This is a genomic window from Rhodopseudomonas palustris, from assembly GCF_007005445.1.
Classification (GTDB): domain Bacteria; phylum Pseudomonadota; class Alphaproteobacteria; order Rhizobiales; family Xanthobacteraceae; genus Rhodopseudomonas; species Rhodopseudomonas palustris_G.
Map to the genome: position 1 here is coordinate 1,823,717 of NZ_CP041387.1, position 14,427 is coordinate 1,838,143.

Sequence of the window (14,427 nt, forward strand, 5' to 3'; positions counted from 1 at the left end):
TCTACCGGATCGTGCAACGGAGCATCTGATGTTATCGCAAGATCAAGCCTCATAGGGTTGCTGCGACGCCTTGAAGTGTAGAATCCTTTGACTATCGAGTCTGTCGTTTGGCGATCATGTAGGCTGGCGATCCCAGCAGGATTCGAACCTGCAACCCGCGGAGTAGAAATCCGCTACTCTATCCAGTTGAGCTATGGGACCGTTGGGGGCTTTATAGCACCACCGGATACAAAAAATCCGCTTCCGCCACAACTGTCCCGAACCATTTGCCACCATGTCGCGTCCAACGCATGCGGCGCGTTGTCATTGGGGCGCGCGCGGGCGAGGATGTGAGTCTCGGGCGGGCCGGCGGCCGGCGCGGGGCGGAAGATGGATGGCGAGCGATGCGGCGTTGCGTCCGCCCTCAGCCATCACGGCGTCATCTTCGTCACGGCATGACGTGGGTCTGAAGCGCAAGGGTCTAACGCGACGTTCGTTCGCGGCAGGGGAGTTCGACATGATCGGTTGGGTTCGTGCGGTTTCGCTTTGCGCCGGTTTGGCGCTCGGGCTCGCATCCGCGCAGGCGGCCGACAAGGCGTTCCAGCGCGACGAGCTCGCCGACGCCGCGATCAAGCTCGAAGCCCAGATCAAGAGTGAGGCGGCGGCCACCAACAAGCCGGCGGCGGCGCTGCGCGGCGAGGCCGATGCCGCGTTCCGGCGCGGCGACTACCGCACCGGCCTCCAATATATGGGCCAGATCGCCTCGATCGACCCCGCCGACAGCGACAATTGGCTGCGGCTGGCCAAGACCGTGCTGCAGATCAAGGGCGCCACCAGTTCCGAACAGACCTTCCTGCGCGAACGCGCCGCGACGGCGGCCTATATCGCCTATCAGCGCGCCAAGACGCCGGGCGAGGAGGCCGATGCCCTGGCGCTGCTCGGCCGCGCGATGGCCGATCGCAGCCTGTGGCGGCCGGCGCTCGACGCCTTGCGGCTGTCGCTGGATCTGCGCGAGGTCGCCGACATCCGCGGCCAGTACGAGAAGCTGCGCGCCGACCACGGCTTCCGGCTGCTCGACTACACGGTGGATTCGGATTCGGCGTCGCCGCGGGTGTGTTTCCAGTTCTCCGAGGAGCTCGCCAAGCGCACCGATTTTGCGCCCTATGTGGCGCTCGCCGGCACCGACAAGCCGGCGATCAGCGCCGAGGACCGCCAGCTCTGCGTCGAGGGGCTGAAGCATGGCGAGCGCTACAACATCAATCTGCGCGCAGGCCTGCCGTCGACCGTGAAGGAGGCGCTGGCGAAGTCCGCCGAGTTCAACGTCTATGTCCGCGACCGCAAGCCGCTGGTCCGCTTCACCGGCCGCGCCTATGTGCTGCCGCGCACCGGCCAGCGCGGCATTCCGCTGGTCAGCGTCAACACCCCGACCGTGGCGGTGCAGGTGTTCCGGATCGGCGACCGCAACCTGATCAACACCGTGGTCGACAGCGACTTCCAGCGCACGCTGAACCGCTACCAGCTCGGCGACCTCGGCAACGAGCGCGGCGCCAAGGTGTGGTCGGGCGAGCTCGACACCGCGGCCGCGGCGCTGAATGCCGACGTCACCACCGCGTTCCCGGTCGACCAGGTGCTCGGCGATCTGCAGCCCGGCGTCTATGTGATGACCGCGGCGCCGAAAGGCCCGATCCCCAATTCCGACGATGACGGTCAGATCGCCACCCAGTGGTTCATCGTCTCCGACCTCGGCCTGACCGCGTTCTCCGGCAACGACGGCATCCACGTTTTCGTCAATTCGCTGGCCTCGACCGATCCGCTCGCCAATACCGAGGTGCGGCTGATCGCGCGCAACAACGAGGTGCTGGCGACCCGCAAGACCGACGCCTCCGGCCACATCCTGTTCGAAGCCGGGCTGGCGCGCGGCGAGGGTGGGCTGTCGCCGGCGCTGCTGACGGCAAGCCGCGACAAGGCCGATTACGCCTTCCTCAGCCTCAAGACCAACGCCTTCGACCTGTCCGACCGCGGCGTCGCCGGGCGTGCGGTGCCGGCCGGGGCGGACGCCTTCGTCTATGCCGAGCGCGGCGTCTACCGCTCCGGCGAGACGGTGCATCTCACCGCGCTGCTGCGCGACGGCCAGGGCATGGCGCTGACCGCCAGTCCGATGACGCTGGTGGTGGAGCGCCCGGACGGCGTCGAATACCGCCGCGCCGTGTTGTCCGATCAGGGCGCCGGCGGCCGCAGCCTCGATGTCGCGCTGAATTCGGCGGTGCCGACCGGCACCTGGCGGGTCCGCGCGTTCACCGATCCGAAGGGGGGAAGCGTCGGCGAAACCACCTTCATGGTCGAGGACTACGTTCCCGATCGGATCGAATTCGACATTTCCACCAAGGACAAGGCGATCAAAGCTGATGCTCCTGTGGAACTTAAGGTCGACGGCCGCTTCCTGTACGGCGCGCCGGCCTCGGCGCTGCAGCTCGAAGGCGACCTGCTGGTGGCGCCGGCCGACGCACGGCCGGGTTATGCCGGCTATCAGTTCGGCGTCGCCGACGAGGAGACCACCAGCAACGAGCGCACCCCGCTGGAAAACCTGCCCGAGACCGACGCCAATGGCGCCGCCACGTTCGAGGTGAGCCTGCCGAAGCCGCCGTCGTCGACCCGGCCGCAGGAGGCGCAGATCTTCGTCCGGATGGCCGAAGCCGGCGGCCGCGCCGTCGAGCGCAAGCTGGTGCTGCCGGTCGCGCCCGCGGCGGCGATGATCGGCGTCAAGCCGCTGTTCGCCGACCGCAACGTTCCCGAGGGCGATGTCGCCAAGTTCGACGTCGCGTTCGTTGCGCCGGACGGCGCCTCGCTGGCGCGCAGCGGCCTGCGTTACGAGTTGCTCAAGATCGAGTCGCATTATCAGTGGTACCGGCAGAACTCGTCCTGGGATTACGAGCCGGTGAAGTCGACCAAGCGGGTCGCCGATGGCGACCTGTCGATCAAGGCCGGCGAACCGGCACGGCTGCAGTTCAATCCGGAGCCCGGCCGCTACCGGCTCGACGTCAAGACCGCCGATGTGGCCGGTCCGCTGACCTCGGTGCAGTTCGACGTCGGCTGGTATTCGGATGGTTCGGCCGATACACCGGATCTGCTGGAGACCTCGATCGACAAGCCGGAATACGCCTCCGGCGACACCATGACGGTGACGGTTAATGCGCGGACCGCTGGTCTTCTGACCGTCAACGTGCTCGGCGACCGGCTGCTGACCACGCAGTCGCTGCAGGTCAAGCCGGGCAGCTCGCAGGTCAAGGTTGCGGTCGGTAAGGATTGGGGCTCGGGCGCCTATGTCGTCACCACGCTGCGGCGGCCGCTCGACACCGCCGCGCAGCGGATGCCCGGCCGCGCGATCGGGCTGAAATGGTTCGGCATCGACAAGGCGGCGCGCACGCTGTCGGTCGAGCTGTCGCCGCCGGCCCTGGTGCGGCCGTCGACGACGCTGAAGCTGCCCGTCAAGCTCGGCGGGCTGTCGCCCGGCGAAGACGCCAAGATCGTGGTCGCCGCGGTCGACGTCGGCATCCTCAATCTCACCGGCTACAAGCCGCCGGCGCCCGACGCCTACTATCTCGGTCAGCGCCGGCTCAGCGCCGAGATCCGCGACCTCTACGGCCAGTTGATCGACGGCATGCAGGGCGCGGTCGGTGCGATCCGCTCCGGCGGTGACGCCTCGGCGGCGGAGCTGCAGGGCAGCCCGCCGACGCAGAAGCCGCTCGCGCTGTATTCCGGCATCGTCACCGTCGCCGCCGACGGCACCGCGACAATCGACTTCGACATCCCCGAATTCGCCGGCACCGCGCGGGTGATGGCGGTGGCGTGGACCGCCACCAAGGTCGGCCGCGCCAACACCGACGTCACCGTGCGTGACCCGGTGGTGCTGACCACGACGCTGCCGCGTTTCCTACGCAACGGCGACCGCGGCACCATGGCGTTCGATCTCGACAACGTCGAAGGCGCCGCGGGCGACTACACCATCAAGGTCAGCGCCGGCGGTCCGGTGAAGCTGAGCGGCGAGGCGGCGACCACGCTGAAGCTCGCCGCCAAGCAGCGCGGCTCGGCCAAGCTGATGCTGGATGCGGGTGGGGCGGGCACCGCCACGCTCAACGTCGCGATCCAGGGCCCGAACGGCCTGTCGCTGGCGCGGCACTATGCGCTCGACATTCGTCCCGCCAACCAGACCCTGGCGCGGCGCTCGGTCCGCACGCTCGCCAAGGGCGAGAGCCTGACGCTGACCTCGGACGTGTTCTCGGACCTGGTGCCGGGCACCGGCGGGCTGTCGCTGTCGGTCAGCCTATCGACCGCGCTCGACGCCGCCACCATTCTCAAGGCGCTCGACCGCTATCCGTTCGGCTGCTCCGAGCAGATCACCAGCCGGGCGATGCCGCTGCTCTACGTCAACGATCTCGCCGCCGGCGCGCATCTGGCGATGGACGGCAGTGCCGACGAGCGGATCAAGGGCGCGATCGACCGGCTGCTGTCGCGGCAGGGCTCGAACGGCTCGTTCGGCCTGTGGTCGACCGGTGGCGACGATGCCTGGCTCGACGCCTACGTCACCGACTTCCTGACCCGGGCGCGCGAGAAGCGGTTCGTGGTGCCGGACGTCGCGTTCCGCAGCGCGCTCGACCGCATCCGCAACTCGGTGGTCAATGCCGATGAGCCGGAGAAAGACGGCGGCCGCGATCTCGCTTATGGCCTCTATGTGCTCGCCCGCAACGGCGCCGCGCCGATCGGCGACCTGCGCTATCTGGCCGACACCAAGCTCGACAAGCTGGCCACCCCGATCGCCAAGGCGCAGCTCGCCGCGGCGCTGGCGCTGGTCGGTGACCGCGCCCGGGCCGAACGGGTCTATGCGGCGGCGGCCGACAGCCTCAATCCGAAGCCGTCGCTCGTGTTCGGCCGGACCGACTACGGCTCCGCGCTGCGCGATGCCGCGGCCCTGGTGTCGCTCGCCAGCGAAGGCAGCGCACCGCGACCGACGCTCACCACGGCGGTGCAGCGGGTCGAAGCCGCGCGCGGGCTGTCGCCCTACACCTCGACCCAGGAGAACGCCTGGCTGGTGCTGGCGGCGCGCGCGCTCGCCAAGGAGACGATGGCGCTCGACCTCAACGGCGACGCGATGAAGACCGCGCTGTATCGCAGCTACAAGGCTGACGAGGTGAAGGCGCAGCCGCTCCGGATCGCCAATGCCGGCGATAATCCGGTGCAGGCGGTGGTGACGGTGAGCGGTTCGCCGATCACGCCGGAGCCGGCCGCCAGCAACGGCTTCAAGATCGAGCGCAATTACTTCACGCTCGGCGGCGAGCCGGCTGACGTCACCAAGGCGAAGCAGAACGACCGCTTCGCGGTGGTGCTGACGATCACCGAGCCGAAGCCCGAATACGGCCACGTCATGATCGCCGACTACCTGCCGGCGGGTCTCGAGATCGACAATCCGCATCTGGTGTCGTCGGGCGACTCCGGCACGTTGGGCTGGATCGCCGACGGCGCCGAGCCGGTGAGCACCGAGTTCCGCGACGACCGCTTCACCGCCGCCATGGACCGTAAGGCCGACGACAAGTCGGTGTTCACCGTCGCCTACGTGGTGCGCGCGGTATCGCCGGGCAAATACGTGCTGCCGCAGGCGGTGGTGGAGGACATGTACAACCCCTCGCGCTACGGTCGCACCGGTACCGGCACGATCGAGGTGCGGGCGGCGAAATGAGCGTGGCACCCACACCACCACGATCGTCATGCCCGGGCTCGTCCCGGGCATCCACGCCTGACTCGTCGACGGCGAAAGACGTGGATGGCCGGGACAAGCCCGGCCATGACGGGCGGAGAGGATGGTCGTGGCTCAAGCGGGGCGCTATCGTATCGGCGGTTGCGGTCGTTGCGGTGGTCGGCGGGCTTATCGCCTACGCCGTCTCGCTCGGCCCGCTGCCGCTCGACGAGGCGCGGCAGACGTCGGTGACGGTGGTCGACCGCCACGGCAAGCTGCTGCGGGCGTTCGCGATGGCCGACGGGCGCTGGCGGCTGCCGGTCGATGCCGCGACCGAAGTCGATCCGCGCTACCTGAAGCTGCTGCTCGCCTACGAGGACAAGCGGTTCTGGTCGCATCACGGCATCGATCCGCTGGCGGTCGGGCGCGCCGCGCTGCAGCTCGTCAGCCATGGTCGGATCGTGTCCGGCGGCTCCACCATCACCATGCAGCTCGCGCGGCTGATGGAGACGCGGCGGCAGCGATCGCTCAGCGCCAAGCTGCGGCAGATGGTGCGGGCGGTCGAGCTCGAGCAGACGCTGTCGAAGCAGCAGATCCTCGATCTGTATCTGGCGCTGGCGCCGTATGGCGGCAATCTCGAAGGCATCCGCGCTGCGTCGATCGCCTATTTCGGCAAGGAGCCGAAGCGGCTGACGCTGGCCGAAGCGGCGCTGCTGGTGGCACTGCCGCAATCGCCCGAGCATCGCCGGCTCGACCGCCATCCCGACGTCGCCCGCGAGGCGCGTGACCGGGTGCTGGCGCGGATGGTCGAGGACGGCGTGGTCAGCGCTGACGATGCGGCGCAGGCAAGGGCGGTGCCGGTGCTGCGGCAGCGCAAGCCGATGCCGATCCTGGCGCCGCATTCCGCCGATCAGGCGGTGGCGGCCGACAAGGCTGCGCCGCTGATCCGGCTCACGCTCGACGCCGGCCTGCAGCGCGCCCTCGAAACCCTGGTGCGCGACCGTGCCGCTGCGCTCGGCCCCGACATCTCGATCGGCATCGTCGCGGTCGACAATGCCAGCGGCGAGGTGCTCGCCCATGTCGGTTCGGCCGATTATTTCGACGATCGCCGCGCCGGCCAGGTCGACATGACCCGGGCGGTTCGCTCGCCCGGCTCGACCTTGAAGCCGTTCATCTACGGCCTCGCCTTCGAGGACGGCTTCGTTCATCCGGAGAGCCTGATCGACGACCGGCCGGTGCGGTTCGGCGCCTATGCGCCGGAAAATTTCGACATGACGTTCCAGGGCACCGTGTCGGTGCGCAAGGCGTTGCAATTGTCGCTCAACGTCCCGGCGATCTCATTGCTCGACCGTGTCGGAGCGGCCCGCCTGACCTCGCGGCTGAAACAGGTCGGCACCGAGCTGGTGCTGCCCAAGGACGAAGTGCCCGGGCTGGCGATGGGGCTGGGCGGCGTCGGCGTGAAGCTGATCGATCTGGTGCAGCTCTACAGCGGGCTGCCGCGTCTCGGTAGCGTCTTGCCGCTGCGCGAAATCGCAAGTTCCGACAACGACAAGCGCGAGAGTCTGCGTCTGATGGATCAGGTTGCGGCGTGGCAAGTCGGCAGCGTTCTGCTCGGCACGCCGCCGCCGGAGAACGCCGCGCGCAGCCAGATCGCGTTCAAGACCGGCACCTCGTACGGCTATCGCGACGCCTGGTCGGTCGGGTTCGATGGCCGGATGACGATCGGGGTCTGGGTCGGCCGGCCCGATGGTGCCCCGGTGCCCGGCATGATCGGCCGCGTCGCCGCGGCGCCGGTGCTGTTCGACGCGTTCGCCCGCAGCGGGCATCTGCGGGCACCTTTGCCGAAGGCGCCGCGGGGAACGCTGGTCGCCAGCAATGCCAAGCTGCCGCTGCCGCTCCGCCGGTTTCGGCCGGCAGGCGACCTGATGCAGGCCGGCGACGACAAGGCGCTGCGGATCCAGTTTCCGCTGAACGGCTCACGGATCGATGCGGACAGCGAAGCGTCGGTCGGCGCGCTGCCGGTGAAGGTCGCCGGCGGCGTGCTGCCGATGACCGTGATGGTCAACGGACTGTCGGTCGGCGAGCTCGACGGACGACGGCAACGTCTGATCGCGCCGCCCGGTCCGGGGTTCGTTCGGCTCACCGTGATGGACGCTGCTGGCGCCGCGGACACAGTTGTCGTCAGAATTCAATAGGGCCCGGCTAACCGGTTGTCGCTGTATCGGTTTCATCGTATGCGAAGCCGATGATCGAGACCTCTGCCAGACCCCGTTTCGGCGCGCCGCGCGAACCCAAAGCCACCGTCGATCCCGGCCGCGGCTTGGTCGCGGTGCTGGATTTCGTGACCGTGAGCCACCTGCGCGCGACCGTATTTCTGGTGGTGGTCGGGCTGCTGTTCTTCCTGCCGGGGTTCTTCAACATCCCGCCGATCGACCGTGACGAAGCGCGGTTCGCCCAGGCGACCAAACAGATGGTCGAAACGGGCGACTTCATCGACATCCGTTACCAGGACGAGGTTCGCTACAAGAAGCCGGTCGGCATCTATTGGCTGCAGGCCACAGTGGTCGAGACCGCCGGCAAGCTGGGCATTCCGCGGGCGCAGGTCCGGATCTGGCTGTACCGGGTGCCGTCGCTGGCCGGAGCCATCGGTGCGGTGCTGATGACCTATTGGGCGGCGCTGGCCTTCGTCGGCCGGCGCGGCGCGGTGATCGCCGCCTTGATGCTGTGTAGTTGTATTCTGCTCGGCGTCGAGGCGCGGCTCGCCAAAACCGACGCGTTCCTGCTGTTCACCGTCACCGCCGCGATGGGCGCGATGGCGCGCGCCTATCTCGGCTGGCAGCGCGGCGACATCGGGCCGGAGCGGTCATGGATCGTGCCGGCGGTGTTCTGGACCGCGCTGGCGGCGGGCATCCTGCTGAAGGGGCCGCTGATCCTGATGTTCATCGCGCTGACGGTGATCCCGTTGGCGATCCTGGATCGGTCGGCAGCCTGGCTGTGGCGGTTGCGCCCGCTGCTCGGCGTTCCCTGGATGCTGCTGTGGGTGCTGCCGTGGTTCATCGCGATCTATCTGCGCGCCGGTGACACCTTCTTTGCCGACTCGGTCGGCGGCGACATGCTGAGCAAGATCGCCAGTCCGCAGGAATCGCACGGCGCGCCTCCCGGTCTCTACTTCCTGCTGTTCTGGGCAACTTTCTGGCCCGGCGCGCCGCTGGCGGCGATGGCCGCGCCGGCGGTGTGGCGGGCGCGGCGGGAGCCGGGCGCGCAATACCTGCTCGCCTGGCTGATCCCGTCCTGGATCGTGTTCGAGCTGGTGATCACCAAGCTGCCGCATTACGTGCTGCCGCTGTATCCGGCGATCGCGATCATGACCGCAGGGGCGATCGAGCGCCGGGTGCTGTCGCGCTCCTGGCTGGCGCGCGGGTCGGCGTGGTGGTTCGCGATCCCCGCCATCATTCTGCCGCTGGCGGTGATCGGGTCGGTGTATTTGACCCATCACCCGATGTTCCTGGCGTGGCCGTTCGCGGCCGGTTCGCTGATCTTCGGTCTGTTCGCCTGGCGGCTGTTCGACGAGAACCGCGCCGAAGCTTCGCTGCTGAATGGCGCGTTGGCATCGCTGTTTCTCGCCGTCGCGGTATTTGGCGTCGTGGTTCCGCTGCTGCGCCCGGTGTTTCCGAGCGTGGAGATCGCGCGCGAGCTGCGCAAGGTGGTCTGCGTCGGCCCGAAGGCTGCGGCCGCCGGCTATCACGAGCCCAGCCTGGTGTTCATGACCGACACCCGGACGTTGCTGACCGACGGCTCCGGTGCCGCGGATTTCCTGCTCGGCGGCACCTGCCGGTTCGCGATCGTGGAATCGCGCAGCGAGCGCGCCTTCGCTACCCGCGCCGAGGCGATCGGGCTGCGCTACAACGTGGCGGCGCGGATCGACGGTTACAACTTCTCGCAGGGCAAGCCGGTTTCGATCGCGATCTTCCGTTCCGAAGGCACGCAATAGCATGGCCGGCGGGAACAGCGTCGGCAGACCCGGCTATCTGGTGGAGCTGCCGCGCGCGATCGGCTGGTCGCTCAAACGGCTGGTGCGCGAGCCGTCGCATTCGCGGCGCGCGGCGGCCGCCCGGCGGGCGGCGCGGCAGGCGCTGCTGCTGGTGGCGCTGCTGTCGCTGGTGGCGGTGGCCTTGATGTTTGCCGTCGATGCGGTCGTGATCTCCGCGATGTTGCCGCGCGGCACGCCGTCGCTGTGGCCGGTCAGGATCCTGACCGAATTCGGCAAGTCGCGTTACGTGCTTTGGATTTTGGCGGGGTTGGCGGTGGCGGTGTGGCTGCTGCTGCCACGGCTGCGCGGCGCGTCGCGCGCGGTGCTGATCGGCGTCGGCACCCGGATGCAGTTCGTGTTGCTGGCCGTGCTGGTGCCGGTGCTGGCCGGCGAGGTGTTCAAGGGCGTGATCGGCCGCGGTCGGCCGTTCGTCGGCGGCGCCGCCGATCCGTTCAACTTCACCCTGTTCGCCTGGGACGAAGCCTATGCCAGCCTGCCGTCCGGCCACTCCATCACGGCCGCGGCGCTGGCGTTTGCGATTTCGGCACTGTGGCCGCGGCTGACCGGCGTGATGGTCGTCTATGCGGTGACGATCTTGGCGACCCGGCTGGTGCTGCTGGCGCATCATCCCAGCGACGTCGTCGCAGGGGCGCTGCTCGGTATCGTCGGCGCCATGGCGGTGCGCTACTGGTTCGCCGCGCGGCGGCTGGCCTTCACCATCCGCCCGGACGGCAGCATCGATCCGCTCGACGGGCCGTCCTGGGAGCGGCTCAAAGGGGTTGCCCGCGGGGCGACGGCCCCATAAGAAGCGGGCGCGCACCGATGGCGCGCCTGGCCGCGAGTTCCCGTCGGCCCCGGATTGTTCCGAAGCATGCCTGAAACCTTGATGTCGTCCGGACCGCTGCCCGCGGTCTCCATCGTCGTACCGGTGCGCAACGAGGCCGACAACGTCGGCCCGCTGATCGCCGAGATCGCTGCCGCGCTGGATGGTCGCTGGGCCTACGAGATCGTCTATGTCGACGACGGCTCGACCGATGCGACGCCGCAGCGGCTCGCTGCGCTGCGCGCCGAGCGGTCCAATCTGCGCCAGATCCGCCACGAGTCGTCGTGCGGCCAGTCGGCCGCGGTGCGTACCGGAGTACGGGCGGCGCGCGGGGCAATCGTGGCGACGCTCGATGGCGACGGCCAGAACAACCCGGCGTTCATTCCCGAGATGATTTTCGCGCTGGAGCAGGGTGGCGCCCGGGTCGGTCTGGCCGCCGGCCAGCGGGTGGGGCGCAAGGATACCGGCTTCAAGCGGCTGCAGTCGCGCGTCGCCAACAAGGTCCGCAACGGCATCCTCCGCGACGGCACCCGGGATTCAGGTTGCGGCCTCAAGGCATTCCGGCGCGACGTGTTCCTGTCGCTGCCGTATTTCGACGGCTTGCATCGGTTCCTGCCGGCACTGGTGCGCCGCGAGGGATTCGACATCGTCTATGTCGACGTCGCCGACCGGCCACGATTGTCGGGCAAGTCGAACTACGGCTTCTTCGACCGGCTCTGGGTCGGGCTGATGGATCTGGCCGGAGTGTGGTGGCTGATCCGCCGCAAGAAAGCGACACCGGTCGCCACTGAGGTGAACTGATGCTGATTCAATACGGTCAGGCACTCGGCGACTATCTGTACGATGTGTTCGTCGCCAAGTTCGATTTCTGGCTCGCCTTCGGGCTGGTCGCGCAATTGCTGTTCACTGCGCGCTTCCTGGTGCAGTGGATCTCCAGCGAGCGCGCCGGCAAGAGCGTGGTGCCGATGGCGTTCTGGTTTTTCTCGATGGGTGGCGGCCTGATGACGCTGGTCTACGGCATCGCCAAGCGCGAGCCGGTGATCATCCTCGGCCAGGCGATGGCGACCATCATCTACGTGCGCAACATCATGCTGATCATCAAGGCGCACGCCCGCGGCTCCGAGAGCCTGCCGAACTGATCTGCGTGCTGCAGTTGGCGTTAGTCGCAGACTGCGCGCACGATCGAAATTCTGACTCTCAACGTCATTGCGAGCCGAAGGCGAAGCTATCCAGCGGCTCCGTGTGCTGAGCTCCTGGATTGCTTCGTCGCTCCGCTCCTCGCCATGACGCCGTTGACAGCTAGCGCCTTCAGCGCGCCGCGTTGAACGCCGCGAAGCCGCGGTCGAGATCCGCCTTCAGATCGTCGGTCGATTCCAGCCCGATATGTAGCCGCAGCGCCGGGCCGCCCGGGTTCCAGGTCGTCGCGGTTCGGTATGACGCGCAGTCGAAGGGGATCACCAGGCTTTCGAATCCGCCCCACGAATAGCCCATGCCGAACAGCCTGACGCTGTCGAGCAGCGCGTCGACGGCGGCCTGTGGCGCATCCTGCAGCACGATCGAGAACAGTCCCGATGCGCCGGTGAAGTCGCGCTTCCAGATCGCGTGGCCCGGATCGGTGTCGAGCGCCGGATGCAGCACGCGCTGCACGTCCGGACGGGCGGCGAGCCAGCGGGCCATCTCGAGGCCTGCCTGATAGTGACGGGCGAGCCGCACCTCGAGAGTGCGCAAGCCGCGCAGCGCCAGGAACACGTCGTCCGGTCCGGCACAGACGCCGAGCAGCCGGATCGCCTCCGAGACCTTCGGCCACGCCGCTGCGTTGGCCGAGACGGTGCCGAACATGATGTCGGAGTGGCCGCCGATATACTTGGTCGCGGCCTGGATCGAGATATCCACGCCTTGCTCCAGCGAGCGATGGTACAGCGGCGTCGCCCAGGTGTTGTCGTCGATCACCAGCGCGCCGTGCTGCTTGGCGACCGCGGCGATCGCCGGGATGTCGGGCATTTCGAACGACTGCGAGCCGGGCGCTTCGACCAGCACCACCGTCGTGTTCGGTCGGAGATGCGCGGCGATGCCTGCGCCGATCAGCGGATCGAAATAGCTGGTCTCGACGCCGAGCCGTTTCAGCATCTGGTCGCAGAACAGCCGGGTCGGGCGATAAGCATTGTCGCAGACCAGCACATGGTCGCCGGCTTTCACCACCGCGAGCAGGGCGGTCGAGATCGCCGATACGCCCGACGGCGCAATGCCGACGCCGGCGCACTGTTCGCCTTCGATCGCCATCAGCGCCTGTTGCAGCGCCTTGGTGGTCGGTGTGCCGTGTCGTCCGTAGGAGTACTCGCCGCGATGCGCGTGCAGGTCGGCTGCGGTCGGGTACAGCACCGTCGAACCGTGCACCACCGGCGGGTTGACGAAGCCGCGCTGGGCCACTGTGTCGCGGCCCGCGGTGACGAGACGGGTCTGCGTGCTGAGCGGCGCGGGTGTCCCGCTGGCATCGGAAGAGTCCATGACGGCTCGCTGGTGGTTGGGCCGTTTGTGACAGCGTGCGAGGCGCACACGACGGCTGGTTCGACGAATGGGTGTAATAGCAGGTTCTGGAAGACGGCCGTCAACCCCTTGACCCGGCGCGCAACTCGTTCTGTGATGCATACTGGTCTGTCTGGACGCCGTGCTGAGGGGCTCGCAAATGCCGGGCGAGAGTTTCCATCTGCGCGGCGCCGGAATGACGGCTGCCGCGCGCGGGCCCTCGGGCGATCGAACGGTGGATCCAATCGGAACGCATCGCCTACGAAGCCGATTGAAGCGGCCAGGACATCCCTTGAAAGGTCATTCCATGAAACGTGTATCGCTCGTCGTCGCCCTTGCTGCCGCAACCGTCGTCTCGGTGTCGTCAGCGGACGCGCAGACCCTGAAGACGGTCAAGGATCGCGGCATGCTGTCCTGCGGCGTCAGCCAGGGGCTGCCTGGATTTTCATCTCCGGACGACAAGGGCAATTGGACCGGCCTCGACGTCGACGTCTGCCGTGCGATCGCCGCCGCGATCTTCGACGATCCGAGCAAGGTGAAGTTCGTCCCGCTGTCCGCCAAGGACCGCTTCACCGCGCTGCAGTCCGGCGAGATCGACGTGCTGTCGCGCAATACCACCTGGACGCTGTCGCGCGACACCTCGCTCGGCGTCAATTTCGCCGGCATCAGCTATTACGACGGTCAGGGCTTCATGGCCAAGAAGGCGCTCAAGGTGAATTCGGCGCTGGAATTGAACGGGGCGTCGATCTGCGTCCAGACCGGCACCACCAACGAGCAGAACGTTGCCGACTATTTCAAGGGCAACAACATGAAGTACGAGGTGATCGCATTCGCCAATGCCGACGAGGCGGTCAAGGCCTACGAGACCGGCCGTTGCGACGTCTTCACCTCCGACGTGTCGCAGCTCTACGCCCAGCGCCTGAAGCTGGCGACCCCGGCCGATCACATCGTGCTGCCGGAAGTGATCTCCAAGGAACCGCTCGGACCGCTGGTTCGCCACGGCGACGATCAGTGGTTCGATATCGTCAAGTGGACGCTGTTCGGGCTGATCAACGCCGAAGAGCTCGGTGTCACCCAGAAGAACGTCGACGAGATGGCCAAGTCGGACAAGCCGGAGCTGAAGCGGGTGTTCGGCACCGACGGCAACCTCGGCGAACAGCTCGGCCTGACCAAGGATTGGGTCGCCCGCATCATCAAGGCCACCGGCAATTACGGGGAGTCGTTCGAGCGCAACGTCGGCTCCGGCTCCAAGCTCGAGATCGCGCGCGGCCTCAACAAGCTGTGGAACAAGGGCGGCATCATGTACGCCCCCCCGATCCGCTGATCGGCTGAAGATCCGCGCCG

The 14,427-nt window shown here is 67.8% G+C and carries 8 protein-coding genes and 1 tRNA gene; 7 read left to right on the top strand and 2 right to left on the bottom strand.

Annotated features, from left to right (window positions below):
• Positions 1 to 124 precede the first annotated feature (124 nt).
• Positions 125 to 201: transfer RNA gene (locus FLL57_RS08290), tRNA-Arg, on the bottom strand.
• Between the two features lie 295 nt (positions 202 to 496).
• On the opposite strand from FLL57_RS08290, the gene FLL57_RS08295 reads away from it, so the two are divergent.
• The 6 genes from FLL57_RS08295 to FLL57_RS08320 all read left to right on the top strand — a co-directional run bounded on the left by FLL57_RS08295 (position 497) and on the right by FLL57_RS08320 (position 11,699).
• Positions 497 to 5,710: an alpha-2-macroglobulin family protein gene (locus FLL57_RS08295; RefSeq protein ID WP_142882644.1), complete on the top strand. Its 5,214-nt coding sequence runs from the start codon at positions 497 to 499 to the stop codon at positions 5,708 to 5,710.
• The gene (pbpC, locus tag FLL57_RS08300) at positions 5,707 to 7,902 is read left to right on the top strand and encodes a penicillin-binding protein 1C (RefSeq protein ID WP_142882645.1); all 2,196 of its coding nucleotides are present in this window, start codon (positions 5,707 to 5,709) and stop codon (positions 7,900 to 7,902) included. Before FLL57_RS08295 ends, pbpC begins: the two co-directional genes overlap by 4 nt.
• A gap of 50 nt (positions 7,903 to 7,952) precedes the next feature.
• On the top strand, positions 7,953 to 9,698 hold the full coding sequence (locus tag FLL57_RS08305) for an ArnT family glycosyltransferase (protein WP_142882646.1): 1,746 nt from the start codon (positions 7,953 to 7,955) through the stop codon (positions 9,696 to 9,698).
• 1 nt (position 9,699) lies between these two features.
• Positions 9,700 to 10,542 carry a phosphatase PAP2 family protein gene (locus FLL57_RS08310; protein ID WP_142882647.1) on the top strand — a complete coding sequence of 281 codons (843 nt, stop codon included), beginning with the start codon at positions 9,700 to 9,702 and terminating at the stop codon, positions 10,540 to 10,542.
• Between the two features lie 66 nt (positions 10,543 to 10,608).
• Positions 10,609 to 11,361 carry a glycosyltransferase family 2 protein gene (locus FLL57_RS08315; RefSeq protein WP_013502611.1) on the top strand — a complete coding sequence of 251 codons (753 nt, stop codon included), beginning with the start codon at positions 10,609 to 10,611 and terminating at the stop codon, positions 11,359 to 11,361.
• Entirely contained in the window at positions 11,361 to 11,699 is a 339-nt protein-coding gene (locus FLL57_RS08320; RefSeq protein ID WP_013502610.1) for a lipid-A-disaccharide synthase N-terminal domain-containing protein, read from the top strand. Before FLL57_RS08315 ends, FLL57_RS08320 begins: the two co-directional genes overlap by 1 nt.
• Positions 11,700 to 11,868: 169 nt before the next feature.
• Here the strand turns inward: FLL57_RS08320 and metC are convergent, their stop codons facing one another.
• Complete coding sequence (metC, locus tag FLL57_RS08325; RefSeq protein ID WP_142882648.1) at positions 11,869 to 13,065, bottom strand: cystathionine beta-lyase; 1,197 nt, start codon at positions 13,063 to 13,065, stop codon at positions 11,869 to 11,871.
• A gap of 325 nt (positions 13,066 to 13,390) precedes the next feature.
• Between metC and FLL57_RS08330 the strand changes: the two genes are divergently transcribed.
• Positions 13,391 to 14,407 carry an amino acid ABC transporter substrate-binding protein gene (locus FLL57_RS08330; RefSeq protein ID WP_013502608.1) on the top strand — a complete coding sequence of 339 codons (1,017 nt, stop codon included), beginning with the start codon at positions 13,391 to 13,393 and terminating at the stop codon, positions 14,405 to 14,407.
• Positions 14,408 to 14,427: the final 20 nt, after the last annotated feature.